Source organism: Williamsia sp. DF01-3 (assembly GCF_023051145.1).
Classification (GTDB): Bacteria; Actinomycetota; Actinomycetes; order Mycobacteriales; family Mycobacteriaceae; genus Williamsia.
The window spans coordinates 3,709,860-3,732,327 of sequence record NZ_JALKFS010000005.1; the positions used below are offsets into that span (position 1 = coordinate 3,709,860).

Consider the following 22,468-nt stretch of genomic DNA (forward strand, 5'->3'; position numbering starts at 1 on the left):
GATGCGCATCGCCGTTGCGGGATCATCTGGATTGATCGGCACGGCCCTGGTGGACAGTCTCACCGGGGCCGGCCACCAGGTGGTCCGTCTCGTTCGCAGACCGACGACGGCGCAGAACGAGATCTATTGGCAGCCCGAATCTTTCGGTATAGATCCGAGTTCGCTGCGCGGCACCGATGCCGTGGTCAACCTGTGTGGCCGGGGTATCGGCGACCGGCGCTGGTCCGGCCATGTCAAGCAGCAACTGCGAGACAGCCGGATCATCCCGACACAGGTGCTCGCCGATGCCGTACGGGCCGCCCGGATACCGGTACTGGTGAACGCCAGCGCCACCGGCTACTACGGCGACACCGGGCCGACAGCGGTCACAGAGGAAAGCCCGTCCGGGACGGGTTTCCTTGCAGACCTGACCACCGACTGGGAAGCCGCCGCGATGTCGGCGTCGGTGCCCGGCGAGCACCGCGTCACACTGCTCAGGATCTCGCCGGTGATGTCGCCGACGGGCGGAATTCTCGCCAGGCTCCGACCTCTGTTCCGGCTGGGACTGGGCGCGAAACTCGGTGACGGCCGTCAGTATCTCCCCTGGATCAGCCTCGTGGACGCTGTCCGCGCTATCGAGTTCGTGCTTGATCGGTCGCTTGCCGGGCCGGTCAACATCTGTGGCCCGGTGTCGGTGACGAACAACGAGTTCACCAAGACATTCGGTCGCGCTCTGGGGCGCCCGGCTCCGTGGACGGTCCCGGGTTTTGCACTCAAGAGGGGTGCCGGTGAGATGGCCGAGGAAATGTTGTTGGGTGGCCAGAACGTTGTACCTGCTGTGCTGACCGGCAACGATTTCGACTATCGGCATCCGACCATCGCCGCGGCGTTGGCGTATGCCACCGGCCGCGAGGGCCGAGGAGCGCCAGGATGAAGAAGCGATGACCAGTTCACGACTGTCCCGAGACCCGATCGAGGTTCGCCGACTGGGCCGGGTGGACTACCAGGAGACATTCGACCTGCAGCACCGGCTCGCTTCTGACCGGGCCGACGGTGTGCTGGACCACGACGTACTGCTGTTGCTGGAACACCCGCCCGTCTACACCGCCGGCAGGCGTACCGAGGACGCCGACCGGCCGACGGACGGTTCACCCGTCATCGACGTGGACCGCGGCGGGAAGATCACCTGGCACGGCCCTGGCCAGCTCGTCGCCTATCCGATCGTCGCGCTCGCCCAACCGGTCGATGTCGTGGACTACGTGCGACGGCTGGAAGAGGCGATGATCGCCGTGTGTTCGCAGCTCGGCCTTCCGACATACCGGGTTGACGGCCGGTCGGGCGTCTGGGTGCTCGGAGACGCAGCCGAAGGCGGAGCTCGACCAGAACACGGAGACGCAGCCCAAGGCGGAGGTGCGGATCGGAAGATCGGTGCCATCGGAATCAGGGTTGCTCGCGCTGTGGCCCTGCACGGGATCGCCATCAACTGCAATCCGGATCTCGATGCGTTCGGTTCGATCATTCCGTGCGGTATCCCCGACGCCGGGGCAGGTTCTCTGACAGGCGAATTGGGTCGCACGGTCACAGTCGACGAGGTGCTCCCCCTGCTGGAGAAGGCCGTGGTCGACGCGCTCGACGGCACCCTCCCGGTCAGCGACCACCCGGCACCGACCGAGCCCTCCCCGCAGGTCTTCGCACCTGCCCGCACCGGCGTAGCATCGATCCAGTGACCGTTTCGCAGGACAAACCATCTCAATCCAGCGCCCCCGGGTCCGTTGGTCCCAATGGCCGCAAGTTGCTCCGGCTCGAGGCGCGTAACGCCGAGACGCCGATCGAGCGCAAGCCGTCGTGGATCAAGACCCGCGCCACCATGGGCCCGGAGTTCACCGAACTCAAAGCCCTGGTGAAGAGCGAGGGCCTGCACACTGTCTGCGAAGAAGCGGGATGTCCCAACATCTATGAATGCTGGGAAGACCGTGAGGCCACCTTCCTGATCGGCGGCGAACAGTGCACCCGTCGGTGCGACTTCTGTCAGATCGACACCGGTAAACCGAGCGACCTCGACCGTGACGAGCCACGCCGGGTGGCGGAGTCGGTTGCGACGATGGGTTTGCGCTACTCCACCGTGACCGGTGTGGCGCGCGACGACCTCCCTGACGGCGGTGCCTGGCTGTACGCCGAGACCGTGCGTTACATCAAGCAACTCAACCCGAACACCGGCGTCGAGTTGTTGATCCCCGACTTCAACGCCGACCCCGACCAACTCGCCGAGGTGTTCGCCTCACGGCCCGAGGTGCTGGCCCACAACGTCGAGACGGTGCCGCGCATCTTCAAGCGCATCCGTCCCGCGTTCCGCTACCAGCGCAGCCTCGACGTGATCACCGCTGCGCGCGACGCCGGCCTGGTCACCAAGTCCAACCTTATCCTCGGGATGGGCGAGACACCGGACGAGGTCCGCGAGGCCATGGCCGATCTGCACAATGCGGGCTGCGACATCCTGACCATCACGCAGTACCTGCGTCCGTCACCGCGGCATCACCCGGTCGATCGGTGGGTCAAGCCCGAAGAGTTCGTCGAGCACTCCACGTTCGCCGACAACTTGGGGTTCGCCGGCGTGATGGCGGGGCCTCTGGTGCGTTCGTCGTACCGGGCCGGCCGTCTGTATGCCCAGGCCATGGCTCACCACGGCCGGGAGTTGCCCGCCGAGATGGCCCACCTGACCGACGGTGGTAGCGCCACGCAGGAAGCCACGTCGCTGCTCGCTCGCCTCGCCCGCTGACCCGGCACTCCGCCGCCACCGGACATTGACCGTCGGGTTGGGACGGCCTGGTCAACTGATTTGGATGGTTCAGTATCCTGGACCACATGGCTAAGGCACCAAAAGCGACAAAAGAGGCGAAGGCAGCAGCGAAGGCTGCCCGTAAGGAAGCGTCGCGGGCCCGCCGCAAGCAGCTCTGGCAGGCGTTCCAGATGCAGCGCAAAGAAGACAAGCTGCTGCTGCCCTACATGATCGGCGCGGTTGTCCTCCTGGTCGGCCTGGCCGTGCTCATCGGTGTGCTCACCGGATCGCTGGTGTTCGTTCTGCCGCTGGGCATCGTTCTGGGTGTGCTGATCGCTTTCATCATCTTCGGTCGTCGTGTTCAGAAGACGGTGTTCACCAAAGCGGAGGGCCAGGCCGGCGCCGCAGCGTGGGCGCTGGACAACATGCGTGGACAGTGGCGGGTCAAGCAGGCGGTCACGGGCACCGCCCATCTCGACGCGATCCATCGGGTCATCGGCAAGCCCGGGGTCATCCTCGTCGCCGAAGGCGCGCCCCATCGCACCAAATCGTTGCTGGCACAGGAGAAGAAGCGGATCGCCCGACTCGTCGGCGACACACCGATCTACGACGTGACCGTCGGCAACGAGGAGGGCCAGGTACCCCTCAAGAGCCTCGAACGCCACCTGAACAAACTGCCGAACAACATCAACAAGGCCCGGATCGACGCCCTGGAATCACGTCTTGCGGCGCTGGGCGGGAAGCAGCCCGGACCGGGAATGCCCAAGGGCCCGATGCCGCAGGGCGCGAAGATGCGCAACGTCCAGCGCGCCGCCCGCCGCCGATAGTTCCTCCGCACGCTGCACTTCCCCGCACATCGGATTTCTCCGCACAACACAGCGCCACCCGTTCTGGTCACATCCACCCTGATGGAGGATGGGCCGTACGGGTGGCGCTGTCGTCGGTGTGTGCAGCGGGAGGCTAGCGCGTGCGGACCAACGCGGTACCGGTTGCCCGATCGTGCAGTCCCCGGCCATCGGCATCATTGATCAGGGGCGGAACCAGGAAGACGATGAGGATCTGCCGGCCCAGCGACCGCAGAAGTCCCACCCGCTCGCCCCCGTCCACCCTGGCCACCCGTAAGCCGGTGATGAACTGGCCCGGTGTGAAGCCGAATGCGGTCAAGGTCACGGCCCCGACCACAAACCAGACGAGCAGGACGATCGTCGACAGCGACGACGACTGCAGGTCCTGGACAAACAGCAGCGAGATCCCGCCGCACATCAGCCAATCCACAAGCAGACCCACGCAGCGGTGCCACGACGACGCCAGCGCCCCGGGTCCCGATTCGGGCAGTCCGAGCTGTTCACCGCGGTAGGTGCCGTCGTCGACACCATCGTGCAGAGCCGACTGAGGGCCCGAAAGCCACGATCCGGTGATTCGTCCCATTGCCCAATCATAGATGTGCTGCCGAACCTGTCGGATCGGACGCGACTCGCCCCGACACGCCGTGATCGGTACCGTCGTTGCGTCGCGGACTTCCCTACGTAACACAGGCGAAACAACGAGGTATCTGCCAAGCAACCTGGTGTCAATACGGTCAGCGGTGATGATCCGCCGCTCTAGAGTGGCAAGGACAGTCGTCAGACCCAGGTAGAACCCAAGAATCGGTCTGACTACAACGGGTACGAGTGAAGGAGTCACCCACAGGTGTACAACACAAAAGAAGAACTGCTCGAGGGCATCAAGTCCGAGGGCGTCGAATATGTCGACATCCGGTTCTGCGATCTCCCCGGGGTGATGCAGCACTTCTCCATCCCGGCATCGGCTTTCGATGAGAGCGTCTTCGAGGACGGCCTGGCATTCGACGGATCGTCGGTGCGCGGCTTCCAGTCGATCGACGAGTCGGACATGATGCTCCTCCCCGACCCGGCGACTGCGCGGATCGACCCGTTCCGCAAGGCGAAGACGATGAACGTCACCTTCTTCGTGCACGACCCGTTCACGCGTGAGGCCTACAGCCGCGACCCGCGAAACATCGCCCGCAAGGCCGAGGACTACCTGGCCAGCACCGGCATCGCCGATACCTGCTTCTTCGGCGCCGAGGCCGAGTTCTACATCTTCGACTCGGTGTCCTTCAGCTCCGAGATCAACGGCACCCACTACCAGGTCGAGTCCGAATCAGGCTGGTGGAACACGGTTTCGCAGACCAACCCCGACGGTTCACCCAACCTCGGATACAAGGTCCGCCAGAAGGGCGGGTACTTCCCGGTCGCCCCGTACGACCACTACGTCGATCTGCGCGATGAGATCTCGACCAACCTCCAGACGGCCGGCTTCATCCTCGAGCGCGGACACCACGAGGTGGGCACCGCCGGACAGGCCGAGATCAACTACAAGTTCAACACCCTGCTGCACGCAGCCGACGACGTTCAGCTGTTCAAGTACATCGTGAAAAACACCGCATGGCAGAACGGCAAGACCGTCACCTTCATGCCCAAGCCCCTCTTCGGCGACAACGGATCGGGCATGCACGCCCACCAGTCGCTGTGGAAAGACGGCAAGCCGCTGTTCCACGACGAGGCCGGCTACGCGGGACTGTCTGACCTGGCACGCCACTACATCGGCGGCATCCTGCACCACGCGCCGTCACTGCTGGCGTTCACCAACCCCACGGTCAACTCCTACAAGCGGCTCGTGCCGGGCTACGAGGCCCCCATCAACCTGGTCTACAGCCAGCGCAACCGCAGCGCCTGCGTGCGTATCCCGATCACCGGCAACAACCCGAAGGCCAAGCGCCTCGAGTTCCGTTGCCCGGACAGCTCGGGCAACCCGTACCTGGCGTTCGCCGCGATGATGATGGCCGGCCTCGACGGCATCAAGAACAAGATCGAGCCGCACGAGCCGGTCGACAAGGACCTCTACGAGCTCCCGCCCGAGGAGGCCAAGGGCATCCCCCAGGCCCCGACGTCGCTCGGCGCGGTCATCGACCGCCTCGAAGAGGATCACGAATACCTCACCGAGGGTGGCGTATTCACCGAGGACCTGATCGAGACCTGGATCTCGTTCAAGCGTGAGAACGAAATCGAGCCGGTGCAGATCCGTCCGCACCCCTACGAGTTCTCCCTCTACTACGACGTCTGATCCGCCTCCGGCGAAGGACGTCTGATCCGCCTCCGGCGAAGGACGTCTGATCCGCCTCCGGCGAAGGACGTCTGATCCGCCTCCGGCGAAGGACGTCTGATCCGCCTCCGGCGGTCAGCGCCTGAGTACGTCACACCCGGCCGGCCCGGTGAACTGTCACGCAGTTCACCGGGCCGGTTCGGCGTATCCAGGCCCACACCCTGCCCACGGAATGAACCGTCGACCGCACCGGTTGGCGTGAAGAGGTTCACCCGTCACAACATCGCAGGGAGTCATTCGTGAAGATCGGCATCATCGGAGCAGGTTTCATCGGCGGAACGCTCACACGCCGCCTCACCCAGCTGGGTCACGAGGTTCGGGTCGCCAACTCTCGCGACCCTCAGACGCTGACCGAGTTGGCAGCGGAAACCGGGGCCACAGCAGTGTGGGCGCAGGAAGCCGCCGAGGACGCCGATCTGGTGATCGTCAGCATCCCGCAGAAGAACACTCCCAACCTGGCATCAGGAATCGTCTCGTCGCGCAAACCCGGGGCACCCATCATCGAGACGAACAACTACTACCCACAGCAGCGCGACGGAAAGATCGACGCCATCGAAGACGGCACACCCGAGAGCGTGTGGGTCTCACAGCTCCTCGGCGAACCGGTCTACAAGGTCTTCAACGGCATCTTCTGGAAGCACCTCCTCAACAAGGGTGTCCCGGCCGGCACCGAGGGCCGCATAGCGCTCCCGATCGCAGGCCCGGATGACGAGGGCAAGAAGATCGTCTCTCAGCTCGTCGACGAACTGGGTTTCGATCCGGTCGACGCCGGAAGCCTGGAAGAGTCGTGGCGTCAGCAACCGGGTACCCCGGTGTACGGCAAGGACTACGGGATCGACGGCACCATCGAAGCGCTTGCGCAGGCGACGCCGGAACGCACCGCCGAGTGGCGCGCCTGACCCCACGAGCGACGTCCGCCCGCGCCGAATGATTCGTCGCGGGCGGATGTGTTTGCGTCACAGCACATTCGCCGACCGCAGTGATTGGTCAGCGATCGGCAACTGCTACGTTGCCTGGATGACCTACAAGCGTTTGCTCCCGGCCCTCATCGTGTCCTCGACGCTGATGCTGGCCGCATGCGGCTCCGACGCCGACTCCGCCAGCTCTGAATCAACCGCCGCCGGAATCACCACCACCGCAGCACCCTCGGGATGCCCAACGGTGGCCCCGGAGGCCGACGTGGCGCCGGAGTGGACATTGTCAGGTAACACCGGTGAGGTCGCGGTCACCGGCTCCACCGACACCACCGCGCCCGCCATCGAGGTCACCACACCCTTCTCCGTCGACCAGACGACCGTTCACACGCTGACCGAGGGTGACGGCGCACTCGTGCGCGACACCGCCGAGGTGACGGTCTGCTACATGGGGGTGAACGGCCGCGACGGCACCGTGTTCGACAGCAGCTACGAGCGCGGCGTGCCCGTCGACTTCCCACTCGACCGCGTCGTTCCAGGATTCCAGAAGGCCATCGCCGGCCAGAAGGTCGGATCCACCGTGGCCGTCGCGATGACGTCTGCCGATGGTTACGCGAACGGCAATCCCCAGGCCGGTATCGAAGCCGGTGACACGCTGGTTTTTGCCATCAAGATCATCTCCGCTGAGAGCTGATCTGAGGTCGAGAACTGAGGCCGCAGCCGGCTGGGTACCAGAGAGACGTCAGCTCGGTACCAGTGCGACGACCAGCGCGCGATGGTCGGACCCCGTCACCGAGAAGGTGGACAACGACGTCGCGGTGAATCCGCGCGTCACCACGTGGTCGATGCCGATCAGCGGCGGGTAGCTGCGGTCGTCCGGGTAGGTCAACTGCACACCCTCGCCCGACTGCTCGGTCGCATCCCGGAATCCGCGCTCCAGTAGCGACCGGTACTGCGCGTGGTCCCATGTCGCGTTGAAGTCTCCGCTGACGATCACCCGATCTCCGGTGACCCCGTGCACCGTTTCGCGCAGGCGTTTCATCTCGTCCACCCATCGATCCGGGTCGTAGGGGTAGGGCGGGATCGGATGAACGGCGAAGACGGTGGTGCCGGGCGCGCCAGGAAGGTCCACGTCCGCGCGCAGATTTCCCAGCGCGAACCCGTTCAGTTCAGCAGTGTTGCGGAGCGGGTAACGGCTGAATATGCCGGTGCCGGTACCGCCTTCACCGGGTACCACGAACTCGTACGGCATCATGCCGCGTAGATCTGTGCCCTCGAGTGCAGCAAGGGACTGGGGCGTGAGTTCCTCGACGGTGAGCAACGCCGCCCCGGTCGCCCGGACCCGCGACACCACTTCGCCGGCATCGGCCTGGCCGAGCTTGAGGTTCGCCTGCACCACTGTCACAGACCCGCGAGTGGGTGCATCGGCCGCTTTGAACAGCGGCGCCTGGGTCCAGATGCCCACCCCCAAGAGGACAACCGCCAGCACGGTGGAGATCCACCGTCGTGTCACGGCGAGGATGAGGATGGCAGGAACGATGGCGAGCAACATCAGCGGTACGGCACTGGCAGCAGCGATCGCCACCTGCCCACGGCCAGGGAAGAAATGCAGCCACACCGCCGCCAGGGCAACCGCGAACAGCGCCCAGCCGATCACCACGGCAAAGAAGTAGAGAACCTTGAACGCGGCTCCCCGGTCTGCCAGACGCTGCGAGCGTCGCCTCACCCGCCGAATACCTTCAGTACCACGGCTTTTGCCCGCCGGGTCACGCGCAGATAGTTGTCCAAGAACTCCCCCGAGTCGTCATCGTGCCAGCCGGCCGCAAAAGCAACCGCGCGCAACGTCTTTCCCGGCGCCGGCAACTGGTCCACCGCCTTGCCGCGTACCAGCACCAGCGCATTGCGTGCCTTTGTCGCCGTAAGCCACGCCTCCTTGAGAAGGTGGACGTCATTCTCCCCGAGCAGTTCCGCCGAGCCGATGGCGTCGAGACATTGCAAGGTGGATGTGTTGTGCAGGGCCGGGATCCGGTGCCCGTGCCGCAACTGCAACAGCTGGACCGTCCACTCGACGTCGGCGAGGCCACCACGTCCCAGTTTCGTGTGCGTTGCCGGGTCGGCTCCGCGCGGGAGACGTTCGGCATCCACCCGGGCTTTGATCCGCCGGATCTCACGGACCGCATCCGAGGACACGCCGCCCTCCGGGTATCGGATCTGGTCGGCCATGTGCAGGAAGGCGACTCCGAGGTCCTCATCGCCGGCGACCTGGTGCGCTCGGAGCAAGGCCTGGATCTCCCAGGCCTGCGCCCACTGCTGGTAGTACGCCGCGTAGGCGGCGAGGGTGCGAACCACCGGGCCGTTGCGGCCTTCCGGGCGCAGCCCGGTGTCGACCTCGAGCGGAGGGTCAGCACTCGGCGTCCCGAGGAGTTGGCGCACCCGGTCGGCGATCGAGTTGGCCCACCGGACTGCCTCGGCCTCGTCCACGCCCTCCACGGGGTCGCAGACGAAGAGCACGTCGGCGTCCGACCCGTAACCCAGTTCACCGCCACCGAGCCGGCCCATGCCGATCACGGCCATCCGGGCGGGAGCAGGTGATTTTCGTTCGGCGACCGAGGCTTTGGTGACCACCGTCAGCGCGGCGTTCAGCACACCTGCCCATACCAGCGACAGCGCTCGACACACCTGCGGGACGTCGAGCATGCCCAGGATGTCGGCCGAAGCAACCCTGGCCAGTTCGGCTCGCCGGTGTGAGCGCGCCACTGCGATGGCCGATTTGAGGTCACGCTGCCGGACGGCCGAGGCGACCATGCCGCCGACCACGTCCTTGGGATCGACCTCGATGAGCTTGGGACCCAAGGCGCCGTCGGCATACAACCGGATCACATCCGGGGACCGCATCAGCAGCTCCGCTGCGTAGGCCGAAGTGCCCAGCACAGTCATCAACCGTTCGGCGACCACACCCTCATCGCGGATCAGGCGCAGGAACCAGTCGCGATCGGCTGCCGCGTCGCAGAGCCTCCGGTAGTTGAGAAGACCCGCATCCGGATCCGGTGTGCGACTGAGCCATTCGAGCAACGTCGGCAGCAGCAGTTCCTGGATCTGGCCGCGGCGCCCGGTCTCGGAGACCAGCGCTTTCAGATGCCCCAGCGCGTTCTGCGGTTTGCTGTAGCCGAGTGCGCCCAGACGCCGGATCGCCGATTCGTCCGACAGTCTCAACTCGTCCTTGTCGAAACGTGTGACCGCTTCGAGCAAGGGACGGTAGAAGATCTTCTCGTGCAGGCGGCGGACCCGATGCGACTGCCGTCGGATCTCTTCGCGCAGCACGCCCCCCGCATCGAGGTCGCCGGTGGGTCTGATGTGCGCGGCGCGGGCCAGCCACCGCATGGCCTCCACATCGGTGAACTCGGGAAGCGTATGCGTGCGCTTGAGCCGCTGGAGCTGCAGGCAGTGTTCCAGCAAACGCAAGAACTCGTAGGAGGCAATGAGATTGGCGCCGTCGTCGCGGCCGATGTACCCGCCGTCCCGCAACACGGTGAGGGCCTCGACAGTTCCCTTGACCCGAAGCGTTTCGTCGACCCGGCCGTGCACCATCTGCAAGAGCTGAACGGCGAACTCGACATCGCGCAGCCCACCGCGACCGAGTTTGATCTCGCGCTCGCGCATGTCCTCGGGCAGCATCGACTCGACGCGGCGGCGCATCGCCTGCACGTCGATGACGAAGTCTTCGCGCTCAGAGGCCTCCCACACCATCGGGCTCAACGCTTCCACGTACTCGCGGCACAGTTCCATGTCGCCGGTCATCGGCCGCGCCTTGAGCAGGGCCTGGAACTCCCACGTCTTGGCCCAGCGCTTGTAGTAGGTGACATGCGCATCGAGGGTTCGGGTGAGAGCGCCCGCCTTGCCTTCCGGCCGTAGCGCGGCATCCACCTCGAAGAAGGCAAGCGATCCCACGCGCATCATCTCGCCGGCGATACGGCTGGTCTGCGCATCGGCGGGCTCGCTGACGAAGATGACATCGACGTCGCTGACGTAATTCAGTTCGCGCGCACCGCATTTGCCCATGGCGATCACACCGATGCGACAGGTCAGCGGGTCGTCGCCGCAGATCTCGGCGATGGCGACCGCCAAGGCCGCGGTGAGAGCCGCGTCAGCGAGATCGGCCAGGAAGTTGCTCACATCGCTGAACCACAGGACCGGTTCGTCCTCGACGGTGGGCGCGAGGTCGCGGGCGGCCACCTGCAGCAGCAGGTCGCGATAGGCGAGCCGTAGCGCAATCACCGCTTTCGGGCCTGTCTCGCGTGCCCGGAACAGCAGGTTCCCGTTGTCTTCGTGTCCCGGCTCGGGTTGTGCGTCAACGGAATCGAGCATCGACCGCAGAACCTCTGCCGGTTCGGGCAGGTCGTTGCGGGTCAGCAATCGCCAGGCATGGTTTTCGGCGACGAGGTGGTCGCCCAACGCCGTCGACGAACCCAGTACGGCGAACAGACGTCCCCGGAAACCGCGGTCGGTGCGTAAGAGCCCGTCGATGTCCGCCCATTCCGAGCCGACGGCCGCGTGCAGCCGGACGAGCGCTCTGAGCGCGATGTCCGCACTCGGTGCGCGCGAAAGCGCCCACAACAGATCGACGCTCTCTTCTGCATCCCAGCCGAGCGTCGCCAGATCCGCAGCCGCTGTTGCTTCGAGCAGTCCGAGTCGGCCGACGCTGGGCACTCGAGATCGCGAGGCAGGTGGGTTCACAACACACAACGGTACTGGTCGAGCTGTCGGCGGAACCATCAGCCCACACGGCCGGCGCCGCCGGAGAGTTACAGGGCCAGGTAGTTCTTCAGTTCGAACGGCGTGACGTGGCTGCGGTACTCGGTCCACTCCGCCCACTTGTTGCGCAGGAAGTACTCGAAGACGTGTTCGCCGACGGCCTCGGCGACCAATTCGGACTTCTCCATCTTCGTGAGCGCCTCGGCCAGACTTCCCGGCAACTCGCGGTAACCCATGGCCCGTCGCTCCGCGGGAGTCAACGCGAACACGTCGTCTTCGGCATGTTCGGGTAGCTCGTAGCCTTCCTTGATCCCCTTGAGCCCCGCGGCCAGCAGTACCGCGAAGGTGAGGTACGGGTTGCATGCGGAGTCGGGGCTGCGGACCTCGATACGGCGCGACGAGGCCTTGTTGGGCGTGTAGAGCGGCAGGCGGATGAGCGCCGAACGGTTGGCCGCGCCCCAACTGGCGGCCGTCGGGGCCTCACCACCGTGGATCAGACGCTTGTAGCTGTTCACCCACTGATTTGTGATGGCGCTGATCTCGTCGGCGTGGTGCAGGATGCCGGCGATGAACTGTTTTCCGGTGTCCGACAGCTGCATCGGGTCATCGGGATTGTGGAAGGCATTGGTGTCGCCCTCGAACAGGCTCATGTGGGTGTGCATCGCCGAGCCGGCGTACTCGCTGAACGGCTTGGGCATGAACGTCGCCCAGACGTTCTCACCGATCGCGACCTCTTTGACGACGTAACGGAACGTCATCACGTTGTCGGCCATGGACAGGGCGTCTGCGTACCGCAGGTCGATCTCCTGCTGTCCGGGCGCACCCTCATGGTGGGAGAACTCCACCGAGATGCCCATCGACTCGAGGGCTTCGATGGCGTGGCGCCTGAAGTTGGGTGCCGAATCGTGTACTGCCTGGTCGAAATAGCCACCGCTGTCGGCGGGAATCGGGATCGACCCGTCGACACTGGGCGGGTTCTTCAGCAGGAAGAACTCGATCTCCGGGTGCACGTAGCAGCTGAATCCTTGATCGGCGGCCTTGTTGAGCTGCCGACGGAGGACGTGGCGCGAATCTGCCCAGGACGGTTCACCGTCGGGCATCACGATGTCGCAGAACATGCGCGCGGAGTGGTGCCGCCCGGTGCTGGTGGTCCAGGGCAGGATCTGGAACGTGGACGGATCGGGCTTCGCGATCGTGTCGGCCTCGGACACCCGTGAAAAGCCCTCGATGGCCGACCCGTCGAACCCGATACCCTCGGCAAAAGCGCCCTCGAGCTCGGCAGGCGCGATCGCGACCGACTTCAGATATCCGAGAACGTCCGTGAACCAGAGGCGAACAAAACGAATGTCGCGCTCTTCAAGGGTCCGGAGCACGAATTCTTTTTGGCGATCCATGACATCGGAGCCTAGGAGCGCGGTGTTAAATCGATGTTACAAGCGCGCATCAACCAGAATATCCAGCGGATTTGACCCTGGAATCTCAACATTTGAGGTTTTCTTCCGGGAGTGTGAGATCGACGAAGTATGCGGTGATCGCGTCATCCACACAGTCATCGCCCTGCAATGATGCCGTGTGCTGATCGCCTTCGAACGTGATCAGCCGGGCGCGTAGTTGCCGCGCGAGTTCCACACCCGCCTGGTAGGGAGTCGCCGGGTCGTTGGTGGTGGATACGACGACCGTGGTGGGCAGGGCGGGGACATCGAGTTCATGGGGTGTGCTCGTCGGTGGGACCGGCCAGAACGCGCAGGCGTCACGGGCGCCCCGGCCGGTTCCGCGACCGTCGTCGGCAAACGGCGCCACCCTGCGGGATTCGACATCGAGACGATCGATCTGGGCCTGATCGGTCAGTGGCGGGTCGTCCACACAACGCACCACCGTGAAGGTGTCCAAGGTGTTCGTGTAGGCGCCCGAGGAGTCGCGGCCCTCGTACAGGTCCGCCAGCCGCAGCAACGTACTCCCGCTGCCCTCGGTCAGCTGCGCCAAACCCTCACGCAGCGGTTCCCAGAGCGAGTCCGAATACAACGCCTGACTCACCCCCGTCATCGCGTCGCCGTAGGTGAGTCGACGGTCTTGCGTCGTCGGGACCGGCGCGTCGATCAGCGGCCGGGTCAACTGCTGGAACCGTGACGTGGCCTTCGACGGGTCCGGACCGAGCGCACACTCGGAGTACCGGGCGCAGTCGGCAGAGAACGCATCGAACGCCGACTGGAAACCTTCTCGCTGCGCGACGGCATCCTCGACCGGGTCGGCCGACGGATCCACTGCTCCGTCGTTGACCATGGCCCGGACCTTGGTCGGGAACTGCTCGGCGTACGTCGCGCCGATGCGGGTGCCATAGGAATAGCCCAGATAGTTCAACTGCTCGTCTCCGAGTACCGCACGGAGGACGTCCATGTCCTTGACCACGTCGTCGGTACCGACGTGCGCCAGGTACCCCGCACCCAGGCGTTCGGCGCACTTCTGGGCGAACGACCGCGCACGGTCCTCGATCGCGGCGATGCCGTCGGGCGTCATGTCGACGAGGGTCTCGGCCCGTTCCGCGTCGCGTTCCTCGTCGGTCAGGCAACGGATCTCGGGCGTGGACTTGCCGATGCCCCGCGGGTCGAATCCGATCAGGTCAAAACGTTCGGAGACGTCGAGACCGCCGAGGAAGCCCGCCTGCGCCGCGATGAACTCGACCGCGGAGGCTCCCGGTCCGCCCGGGTTCACCAGCAGCGAGCCGATCTTGTCGCCGGACGCCCGCAGCCGGAACATCGCGATCTGCGCCACCTGCCCCTCAGGGTCGGAGTAGTCCACCGGGACCGACACGGTCGCGCAGTCGCTGCGGTCGGCCGGATAGCCGTTCAGCTCCTGGTCGGCGAAGTCGGTGCACGGACCCCAGCGGACCTCTTGTCCGTAGAACCGGTCGAGGTCCGGGGTCGGGGCCACACCGGTGGTGAACGTTGCGTTGGTCGGTGTTCCCGACACACCTTCGGTGCATGCGGCCGTCAGCAACAGCGCCATCAGGATCGTCGTTACCGTGACGCGTCGTCGCGGCAGGCACGGCCCATGATCCACGGGTCCGGTCGGGCCGTGGTCCACGAGCCGGGTCGGCCGCTCATCCATGCTCACCGTCATCATCGTGCCACGCGAACGACGCCGTACAGGCCCGCTGCGAAGTCGGTGAGGTTCCGCCGAGATCACATCCGTGTGACAAGTTCCACTGCCGACACCATTTCTCATGGCGCCGCGGAGTGCCACACTGGTGGGGTCATCCACCCACCCGGGTACCCGCAGATGCGGGACTCGAGGCACGAAAGAGACAACGATGTCCGAAAATTCGGTTTATGGCGCTGCTCCCTCCGCACCAACTACTGGCGAAGCAGCCACCTCCTCCCCCGCCGCCGCATCACCCGCGTGCATCACCTGGCCCAGATGAAGTCTGAAGGCGAGAAGTGGTCGATGCTCACCGCGTACGACTACTCCAGTGCCCGGATCTTCGACGATGCCCAGATCCCGGTTCTACTTGTCGGTGATTCCGCGGCAAACGTCGTCTACGGCTACGACACCACCATCCCCGTCAGCATCGACGAACTGCTCCCCCTGGTCCGCGGGGTCGTGAAGGGTGCGCCGCACGCGCTGGTGGTCGCCGATCTCCCCTTCGGCAGCTACGAGGCCGGGCCGCAGCAGGCCCTGGAGTCCTCGATCCGATTCTTCAAAGAAGGCGGCGCCCATGCCGTCAAACTCGAGGGCGGCGAACGCGTGGCCGACCAGATCGCCACACTGACCGCGGCAGGCATCCCGGTGATGGCACACATCGGCTTCACTCCCCAGAGCGTCAACGGCCTCGGCGGTTTCCGCGTTCAGGGCCGTGGTGATGCCGGCGACCAACTGATCGCCGACGCCATCGCCGTCCAGGAGGCCGGCGCATTCGCGGTGGTGATGGAGATGGTCCCCGCCGACCTCGCGGGACAGATCAGCCGCAAACTCACCATTCCCACCGTGGGCATCGGGGCCGGCAACGAAACCGACGCACAGGTCCTCGTATGGCAGGACATGGCCGGCTTCACGCACGGCAAGACCGCCCGGTTCGTCAAGCGCTACGCAGACGTCGGCGGCGAATTGCGCCGTGCCGCAGAGCAGTACGCGGACGAGGTGCGTCGCGGACAGTTCCCCGGACCGGAGCACAGCTACTAGGGCTTTCAGCTCGGTCGGCCGCAAATGCAGGCCCGTCCGCGGGCGGACCGGCATAGTGGTCGGATGCGCGATTTCTATCCGGCCATCGAGCCGTACGCCTCCGGACATCTCGATGTCGGTGACGGGCAACAGATCTACTGGGAGCAGAGCGGCAACCCGGGCGGCAAACCCGTGGTGTTCGTCCACGGCGGTCCGGGCGGCGGTACGTCTCCCAATCAGCGACAGTTCTTCCACCCCGACGCCTATCGGATCGTCTTGTTCGACCAACGGGGATGTGGGCAGTCCCGGCCGCACATCGCCGACGGCGCCGACTTGTCCGTCAACACCACCGCCCACCTGATCGCCGACATGGAGAAGTTGCGTACGGAGTTGGCGATCGACCGGTGGCAGGTGTTCGGCGGTTCCTGGGGGTCGACGCTGGGCCTCGCCTACGCACAGCGGCATCCGGAGCGGGTCACAGAGCTGGTACTCCGTGGGATATTCCTGCTGCGCCGCAGCGAGATCGACTGGTACTACAACGGCGGTGCCGCCAACATCTACCCGGATCTGTGGGAGTCGTACCTCGAGCCGATTCCCGAGTCGGACCGCGACGGCGACCTCGTCGAGGCCTACCACCGGCTGTTGACGGGCGACGATCGCACCGCAGCGGTGCGGGCCGCAGTGGCGTGGACGACGTGGGAGAAATCGACCAGCTACCTACTTCCTCAGCGCGCCGACGCAGACGAGGACGGCGACTCCGAACGCTATGCACTCGCTTTCGCCGGAATCGAAAACCATTACTTCACGCACCGGGGTTTCCTCGACGAGGGGCAACTGCTGCGCGACGCACATCGGATCGCACACATTCCGGGTGTGATCGTCCAGGGTCGCTACGACGTGGTGTGCCCGGCACGAAGCGCCTGGGACCTTCACCGCGCATGGCCTGCGGCCGAGTTGCATATGGTGGACGATGCCGGGCATGCCTCGTTCGAAACGGGTATCCGCCACCACCTGATCGAAGCAACCGACCGCTTTGCCGGTCTCGACCAACAGAAGGGAAGAACCCGGTGAGCGCCGACGAGGTTCTGGAAGTCGAACTCAAGTACGACCTGAATGCCGGAGCGTCCGTACCCGATCTGACCACTCTCGACGTGGTGCATTCGGTGTCCGGGCCGGTGGTCGAGCATTTGGACGCAACCTACTACGACACCGAAGCTCTCGATCTGGCCAGCAACAAGATCACCTTGCGCAGACGGGCCGGAGGACACGACGAGGGCTGGCATCTCAAGCGTCCCGCCCCCGCGAACAGCAATGGCCGCCGCGAGCTACACGCCCCGCTGGACGCGGTGACCGACGCCAGCACCGAAACGCAGACCGACCATTTCGCGGCCGTGGTGCCCCACGCATTGGCCGACCAGGTCGGTGTTCACGTCCGAGGTCGGCGCCTGATCCCCATCGCGACGATCGCCACCGTGCGGCACATCACCGAACTGCGCGACGTGGACGACAACGTGCTGGCCGTCCTCTGCGACGACAACGTGACCGCCCAGTCGTTGCTTCCCGGCGGACATGCCCAGAGCTGGAACGAGTGGGAACTCGAACTGGTCAACGGCAACGAGAAGCTGCTCAAGAAAGCCGACAAGTTGTTGCGCGCCAATGGAGCCCGCACCGCGTCCAGTGCATCGAAGTTGGCCAGGACGATCGGGCCGACCCCCACGGGCAAGGCCCACTCCATCGGGAAAAAGCCCAGCGCTCTCGAGCTCGTCATCTCGGAGCTGGCCGAGCACCGCGACCACCTGATCGCTCAGGATCCCCTCGTCCGCGAGAATGCGCCCGATTCTGTGCATCAGATGCGGGTGGCAACCAGACGAGCGCGTAGCGTGCTGCAGTCGTTCCCGCATGTGCTGTCCGCTGACACGGCCGAACATCTGGGCGGCGAGCTGAAGCATCTCGCAGCAGTTCTCGGCGAAGCCCGGGACGCCGAGGTACAACTCGAACGCAACGAACACCTGCTCGAGAACGAAAAGGCATCGGAGTCGATCGTCACCGCACTGATCGATGACCAGCGCGAAACGCACCGCATCGCACTCGAACTGGCCATCGACTTCCTGCGCTCGAAGCGCTATTTCGAGCTGCTCGAAGAGCTCGACCGCACCATCGCCGAGCCGGAAGCCGGCGAGGATGCAGAACTCACCGCCGCCGACGCGCTCGACCACGCGATCAAACGCAGCGCCAAGCGTGTCGAGAAGGCTCAACGCAAACTCGAGGAACTCACCGACGGCACACCTGAATGGGTGGAGCAACTCCACACCATCCGCAAACGCGCAAAGCAATTGCGGTACAGCGCCGAATCGGGTGAGCAACTGCAGAGCAACAAACACCGCAAGGTCGCAAAGGTCGCCAAGGGTGAACAGAGCGTGCTGGGCGATTTCCACGATGCAGAAGTCAGTCGCGAGCACCTCGCATCGCTGGCATCCGCATCCGGCATCACCCCGGCTGATGCCTTTGTCTACGGACGCCTCGACGCACGTGAGGAGTTCGCGGCCAAGGCTGCGCTCGCCGAGTACGACAAGATCCGCTCGGCTCGGTGATCGCGTGGCCGACCATCACGGCACGGCGGTGAACACCACCGTCGGTTCGTGAGGGTCGGCCTCGGTCAGCCTCACCTGGATCCGAGTGCCTTCCGGCGGGTCGCCGAGACAGCTGCCGAACACCGCTGGGTCAGAGATGAAGACCTGAGCGTGACGGTTACCCCGCTTCCCGTGCAGGACTGTGGCAGTGAAACTCTCGCCCACCCGGCTCGACAACAGCATCGCCTCGGCGAGATCGAGGCCGGCCCGGTCGGCCTTGCCGGCAACCGAACTCGAACTCCGCATCACATCGGGAAGAGTCGGCAGCGCCGTGCGAACCCATGGAGGAATCGACTCCCCCGACGCGAGCGCCAGGCACACCTCTGTCGCGAAACGATCGGCAAGCCGGCGCAGCGGTGCCGTCACATGCGCGTACACACCGGCGATACCGCCGTGGTCGGTGACCGCGTCCGGCGGGATCTCTCCCAACATCGCCAGATAATCACTGCCACGCAGAAGAGTGGTCGCATCCCACATCAGTGCCAGGGTGCTCGGAGCGGCCGGATCGAGCCCGGCCAAGAAGGCGCCCGCCGAAACACCCTGCGCCCAGGGCACATCCAGAGCAGAGGCGGATGCACGCAGTTTGTCCACGTCTTCCGGACGGGCATCGGGCAGGGTCCGCAGGAGCCCGGTCTTGGCGTCGAGCATCATCTGGCCGGCGCACATCCCGGTGAGCAGCGACACCTGCGAGTTCCACATGTCGGCGCGGGTGCGGGGTTGCACCACCAGCTGCCAGCCGCCCCCGGGCTCGCGGACGACCTCTTGTTCAGGCAACCCCAATTCGATGGCACCGCGGCTGATCGAAAGTCTGCTGCGAAGTTCACCGAAGGCGGGCAGCGCCGCGATCGACGGGTGCAGACGACCTGTGTCTGCGTCGCTCTGCACCGTTGCGTAGTCCAACCGAGCCACCGAACGCACTGACGCCCGGTGCACGTCCACCGACGTCGGCTCCCCAGCGGAGTCCACGGTGATCCGCCACAGCACCGCGGGCCGCGTCTGATCGGGCAGCAACGACCCGATGTTCTCCGAGAGCGGCCGAGGATGCAACGGCACGTTCCCGTCGGGGAAGTAGACGGTCTGCCCTCGCCGGCGCGTCTCCTGATCCAACGGCCCCTCGGGAGGGACGAGCGCGGCGACGTCTGCGATGGCGTAGTGCACTACGAAGCCGTCACCGTCGGAAATGATGTGGACCGCCTGATCGAGGTCAACCGAACCGGGCGGGTCGATGGTGACCAGTGGGAGGTCGGTGCGGTCGGCGCGGGAATCGGCGAGCCGGTCGGTTGCGTTCTGCGCCTGTTCCTGTGCGGCGGCGCCGAAGTCCTCGGACAAGCCCAGGTCGGTCCGGATGGCGCCGAAGTCTATGTCCGCTGCGCGGAGTCTGCGTTGCACCGCCCAAGACTAACGGCGGGCTCCCCCGGCAACGGCTTGTCGGGGCAAACATTCGGATGTGGGCGAACGAGCCGGCCTGTAAGCCGGATCCTGTACCGGCGACCTTGCGGTCGCCGATGGCGGCCATCCATCTGGGTACACCGTCGCCGGGTACCTCGAGCGGTCCACCCGCAGGCTCGGGCGAGCCGCCCTCGAACACCTGCGCAGCCGCACCAGTTGCCTGATGCGACCTTCGACCTTGCTCCGGGTGGGGTTTACCGAGCCATCACGGTCACCCGTGATGCTGGTGCGCTCTTACCGCACCGTTTCACCCTCACCGGCTTTCGCCGGCGGTCTGTTTTCTGTGGCACTGTCCCGCGAGTCACCTCGGGTTGCTGTTGGCAACCACCCTGCTCTGTGGAGTCCGGACTTTCCTCGACCGCGGGCAGGTCGCTGAGGCAACTGTTCCCGCGATCGCGGCCGCCCGGCCGACTCGTTCGCTCCATCACTGTACGTTCCCTCCTGTCCGATTGGTCCACCCGACCGGGCGCAGGGAACAATCATCGCGTGGATGTTGCGGCTCTGGTGCTCTTGGTCGCGACGCTGGGGATTGCTGTCTGGCGGCCGCGAGGGCTACCCGAGGCCGCAGCCGCAGTTCCGGCGGCCGGACTCGCGATCGCGATCGGCGCAGTGGCACCTGATCGGGCCTGGGCCGAGATCCGAACCCTGTCACCGACCGTCCTGTTCCTGGCGGCCCTGCTCGTGCTGTCGCACGCGTGTGCCGCACTGGGGATCTTCACCTGGCTCGCCAGGACCATCGCGCGCCGATCGGTTCCGGCCGCAGGCACGCCGGCGCCGAAGTACCGGCTCCTCGGTTTCGTCTTCGTGGCCGGCGCCCTCACCACTGCCGCCCTGAGCCTCGACGCAACCGTGTTGTTGCTGACGCCCGTCCTCCTGTCGATGACCCGGACGCTACAGGTGGCCGCACGTCCGTACAGCTACGCCTCTCTCACCCTGGCGAACTCGGCATCGACGCTGATGCCGGTGTCGAACCTGACCAACCTGCTGGCATTTGCCGCGACAGGCCTGGGTTTCGTCGAGTTCACCTTGCTGATGGCGCTGCCGTGGCTGGTGATCGTGACAGTCGAATACATACTGTTCTGCTGGTACTTCCGTGACGACCTGGAGACCCTCCCGCGTCCAGAACACACCGAGGAACCCGGTCCCGCCCCCGCAGCAGCCCTGGCCGTACTCGCCGCCACACTGTTGCTGTTCGGGCTGAGTTCGGTGATCGGTATCGAACCGGTGTGGTTTGCCGTCCTCGGTGCCACGGTGATGGCGGCGTTGGCAATTCGCGCACGCAGCACCTCCGTGGTCGAGATCGCGCGGTCGGCAAACGCAGGATTCCTCGCCTTCGTGTTTGCCCTCGGTGTGCTTGTCGTCGGGATCGCCGACGGCGCACTGGGCTCCCGGCTCGCCGAGTTCCTCCCAAACGGAACCGGCCTGCTCGACCTGCTGCTTGTCGCAGCCGTGTCAGCAGTGATCGCCAACGTGATCAACAACATTCCCGCAACCCTGCTGATGCTCGCCGCGCTCGGTGCCGGATGCCCGACTCCGCTGGTGCTCGCCATGTTGCTCGGCGTCAACATCGGCCCGACGCTCACCTATCTCGGATCGTTGGCGAACATGTTGTGGCTGAAGCTCGTCCGGGTCGGCGGTCAATCCGTGACGGTCAAGGAATTCACCACAGTCGGCCTGCTCACCGTTCCCGCCGCCCTCGTCGCCTCCGTGGTGGCACTCTGGCTGGTGACCTGAAGCCTGGTCGAGCTCCCGCTACGCTTCGGTCCGCTTGTGTACGGCCTGCAGCGTCGCGATCAGATCGTCCACGATCTCCGAATGCGCACCGGGTGAACGAACAACAGCAGACACCGGAACCCTCAGTGCGCGTTCGCGGTCCCGCGTGAAGGCGATACCCGCCAGCGGCATCCGTTCGTACAGCACCGTCCATTCGTCGGGGTGGTTCAGCAGCTCCATGGTGGCCGTGTGATCCACCGGCAACGGCGGCGCCTGACGAGGGCGATCCAGTCCGTGCCGGTCGAACGCATCCCGGATCACGTTGTGCAACAACACCTGATCGCGCGCAGGCGGCAACAACAGCGGATAGGCGCCCAGTTCGGACAACGGAACGTCACCGGTGCCCGCGAGCGGATGCCGATCCGACATCGCCACCACCAGATCGTCCACCCACAGTCGCTGCACCGCCAGGCCCGGGCGTTCGATGTCGCCTCGGATCAACGCGAGGTCGACGTCGCCACCGAGCACCGCCTCGATGCGCTGATCGAAACTCTTGATGATGAACTCGATCTCGACATCGAGATGCTCGGTGCGCAGTTGCGCTATCGCGGCCAGCGACTGCTGAGCGAACGACATGTTCGCCGCCATCCGTACGCGGCCACCGGGCGCCCGAGCCGCGGCCGTGATCATCGATTCGATGCCCAGCATCTGCCTGGCGAGCGGGAGTACCTGCGCGCCCAGCTCGGTCAGCCGCACGGCCCGGGTGGACCGTTCGATCAACTTGGACCCGAGCTCGTGCTCGAGCCGGGCAACTTGATGGCTGATTGCCGACTGCGAGATGAAGCAGCGCTGCGCCGCCCGGCTGAAGCTCAGCTCCTCGGCGACAGCCACGAAATACGTCAACTGGCGAAGCTCCATGTGAGCAGCATATATGCCGA

General features: G+C 65.4%; 16 protein-coding genes, 1 other RNA gene and 2 pseudogenes. 11 read left to right on the forward strand and 8 right to left on the reverse strand.

All coding sequences use genetic code 11. The annotated features are described in order from the left end of the window. The first annotated feature begins 1 nt into the window (after window position 1). The 4 genes from MVA47_RS19535 (at window position 2) to MVA47_RS19550 (ending at window position 3,582) form a co-directional block, all read left to right on the forward strand. Window positions 2–913 carry a TIGR01777 family oxidoreductase gene (locus MVA47_RS19535; RefSeq protein ID WP_247209403.1) on the forward strand — a complete coding sequence of 304 codons (912 nt, stop codon included), beginning with the start codon at window positions 2–4 and terminating at the stop codon, window positions 911–913. Window positions 914–920: 7 nt separating this feature from the next. Beyond that, window positions 921–1,706: a lipoyl(octanoyl) transferase LipB gene (gene lipB / locus MVA47_RS19540; protein ID WP_247209405.1), complete on the forward strand. Its 786-nt coding sequence runs from the start codon at window positions 921–923 to the stop codon at window positions 1,704–1,706. Then, the gene (gene lipA, locus MVA47_RS19545; protein ID WP_023953797.1) at window positions 1,703–2,755 is read left to right on the forward strand and encodes a lipoyl synthase; all 1,053 of its coding nucleotides are present in this window, start codon (window positions 1,703–1,705) and stop codon (window positions 2,753–2,755) included. Before lipB ends, lipA begins: the two co-directional genes overlap by 4 nt. Before the next feature lie 86 nt (window positions 2,756–2,841). After that, on the forward strand, window positions 2,842–3,582 hold the full coding sequence (locus MVA47_RS19550; RefSeq protein ID WP_030171555.1) for a DUF4191 domain-containing protein: 741 nt from the start codon (window positions 2,842–2,844) through the stop codon (window positions 3,580–3,582). Between the two features lie 133 nt (window positions 3,583–3,715). Here MVA47_RS19550 and MVA47_RS19555 read toward each other — a convergent pair whose 3' ends face one another. Further along, window positions 3,716–4,183 carry an RDD family protein gene (locus tag MVA47_RS19555; RefSeq protein WP_023953801.1) on the reverse strand — a complete coding sequence of 156 codons (468 nt, stop codon included), beginning with the start codon at window positions 4,181–4,183 and terminating at the stop codon, window positions 3,716–3,718. Window positions 4,184–4,444: 261 nt separating this feature from the next. Between MVA47_RS19555 and glnA (MVA47_RS19560) the strand changes: the two genes are divergently transcribed. From glnA (MVA47_RS19560) to MVA47_RS19570, 3 genes and pseudogenes are all read left to right on the forward strand, one after another. Then, on the forward strand, window positions 4,445–5,878 hold the full coding sequence (gene glnA, locus MVA47_RS19560) for a type I glutamate--ammonia ligase (RefSeq protein WP_247209406.1): 1,434 nt from the start codon (window positions 4,445–4,447) through the stop codon (window positions 5,876–5,878). Window positions 5,879–6,153: 275 nt separating this feature from the next. After that, window positions 6,154–6,816 (forward strand): annotated as a pseudogene (locus MVA47_RS19565) (NADPH-dependent F420 reductase); the annotation flags it as partial. A 118-nt stretch (window positions 6,817–6,934) separates the two neighbouring features. Beyond that, window positions 6,935–7,525 (forward strand): FKBP-type peptidyl-prolyl cis-trans isomerase, encoded by a 591-nt coding sequence (locus tag MVA47_RS19570; RefSeq protein ID WP_247209408.1) that lies wholly within the window; start codon window positions 6,935–6,937, stop codon window positions 7,523–7,525. A gap of 48 nt (window positions 7,526–7,573) precedes the next feature. Here MVA47_RS19570 and MVA47_RS19575 read toward each other — a convergent pair whose 3' ends face one another. From MVA47_RS19575 to MVA47_RS19590, 4 genes are all read right to left on the reverse strand, one after another. Next, complete coding sequence (locus MVA47_RS19575; protein ID WP_247209410.1) at window positions 7,574–8,557, reverse strand: endonuclease/exonuclease/phosphatase family protein; 984 nt, start codon at window positions 8,555–8,557, stop codon at window positions 7,574–7,576. Further along, complete coding sequence (locus tag MVA47_RS19580; protein ID WP_247209412.1) at window positions 8,554–11,565, reverse strand: bifunctional [glutamine synthetase] adenylyltransferase/[glutamine synthetase]-adenylyl-L-tyrosine phosphorylase; 3,012 nt, start codon at window positions 11,563–11,565, stop codon at window positions 8,554–8,556. The genes MVA47_RS19575 and MVA47_RS19580 overlap by 4 nt, the downstream gene beginning before the upstream one ends. Before the next feature lie 68 nt (window positions 11,566–11,633). Then, a complete protein-coding gene (glnA, locus tag MVA47_RS19585; protein WP_023953813.1) occupies window positions 11,634–12,977 on the reverse strand; it encodes a type I glutamate--ammonia ligase in 1,344 nt (447 codons plus the stop codon). Between the two features lie 85 nt (window positions 12,978–13,062). Then, window positions 13,063–14,586 carry an alpha/beta hydrolase gene (locus MVA47_RS19590; RefSeq protein ID WP_374474435.1) on the reverse strand — a complete coding sequence of 508 codons (1,524 nt, stop codon included), beginning with the start codon at window positions 14,584–14,586 and terminating at the stop codon, window positions 13,063–13,065. 304 nt (window positions 14,587–14,890) lie between these two features. Here MVA47_RS19590 and panB point away from each other — a divergent pair. From panB to MVA47_RS19605, 3 genes and pseudogenes are all read left to right on the forward strand, one after another. Further along, window positions 14,891–15,759: pseudogene (gene panB, locus MVA47_RS19595) on the forward strand (3-methyl-2-oxobutanoate hydroxymethyltransferase). Between the two features lie 63 nt (window positions 15,760–15,822). After that, window positions 15,823–16,809, forward strand: a complete 987-nt coding sequence (gene pip / locus MVA47_RS19600; protein WP_247209414.1) for a prolyl aminopeptidase — start codon at window positions 15,823–15,825, stop codon at window positions 16,807–16,809. Next, window positions 16,806–18,329: a CYTH and CHAD domain-containing protein gene (locus tag MVA47_RS19605; protein ID WP_247209415.1), complete on the forward strand. Its 1,524-nt coding sequence runs from the start codon at window positions 16,806–16,808 to the stop codon at window positions 18,327–18,329. Before pip ends, MVA47_RS19605 begins: the two co-directional genes overlap by 4 nt. A gap of 15 nt (window positions 18,330–18,344) precedes the next feature. Here MVA47_RS19605 and MVA47_RS19610 read toward each other — a convergent pair whose 3' ends face one another. Together MVA47_RS19610 and rnpB are read right to left on the reverse strand one after the other, a co-directional pair. Then, window positions 18,345–19,757 carry an RNB domain-containing ribonuclease gene (locus tag MVA47_RS19610; protein WP_247209416.1) on the reverse strand — a complete coding sequence of 471 codons (1,413 nt, stop codon included), beginning with the start codon at window positions 19,755–19,757 and terminating at the stop codon, window positions 18,345–18,347. A 63-nt stretch (window positions 19,758–19,820) separates the two neighbouring features. After that, window positions 19,821–20,232: RNase P RNA component class A (gene rnpB / locus MVA47_RS19615), an RNA gene on the reverse strand. Between the two features lie 71 nt (window positions 20,233–20,303). On the opposite strand from rnpB, the gene MVA47_RS19620 reads away from it, so the two are divergent. Further along, on the forward strand, window positions 20,304–21,551 hold the full coding sequence (locus MVA47_RS19620) for an SLC13 family permease (RefSeq protein ID WP_247209417.1): 1,248 nt from the start codon (window positions 20,304–20,306) through the stop codon (window positions 21,549–21,551). Window positions 21,552–21,569: 18 nt separating this feature from the next. Here the strand turns inward: MVA47_RS19620 and MVA47_RS19625 are convergent, their stop codons facing one another. Then, window positions 21,570–22,448: a LysR family transcriptional regulator gene (locus tag MVA47_RS19625; RefSeq protein WP_247209418.1), complete on the reverse strand. Its 879-nt coding sequence runs from the start codon at window positions 22,446–22,448 to the stop codon at window positions 21,570–21,572. Window positions 22,449–22,468: the final 20 nt, after the last annotated feature.

Coding starts and splice junctions, on each gene's coding strand:
- MVA47_RS19555 (WP_023953801.1), bottom strand. CDS start 4,183: ATGGGACGAATCACCGGATCGTGGCTTTCGGGCCCTCAGTCGGCTCTG.
- MVA47_RS19590 (WP_374474435.1), bottom strand. CDS start 14,586: ATGGCGCTGTTGCTGACGGCCGCATGCACCGAAGGTGTGTCGGGAACA.
- MVA47_RS19550 (WP_030171555.1), top strand. CDS start 2,842: ATGGCTAAGGCACCAAAAGCGACAAAAGAGGCGAAGGCAGCAGCGAAG.
- lipB (WP_247209405.1), top strand. CDS start 921: ATGACCAGTTCACGACTGTCCCGAGACCCGATCGAGGTTCGCCGACTG.
- MVA47_RS19570 (WP_247209408.1), top strand. CDS start 6,935: ATGACCTACAAGCGTTTGCTCCCGGCCCTCATCGTGTCCTCGACGCTG.
- pip (WP_247209414.1), top strand. CDS start 15,823: ATGCGCGATTTCTATCCGGCCATCGAGCCGTACGCCTCCGGACATCTC.
- MVA47_RS19535 (WP_247209403.1), top strand. CDS start 2: ATGCGCATCGCCGTTGCGGGATCATCTGGATTGATCGGCACGGCCCTG.
- glnA (WP_023953813.1), bottom strand. CDS start 12,977: ATGGATCGCCAAAAAGAATTCGTGCTCCGGACCCTTGAAGAGCGCGAC.
- MVA47_RS19625 (WP_247209418.1), bottom strand. CDS start 22,448: ATGGAGCTTCGCCAGTTGACGTATTTCGTGGCTGTCGCCGAGGAGCTG.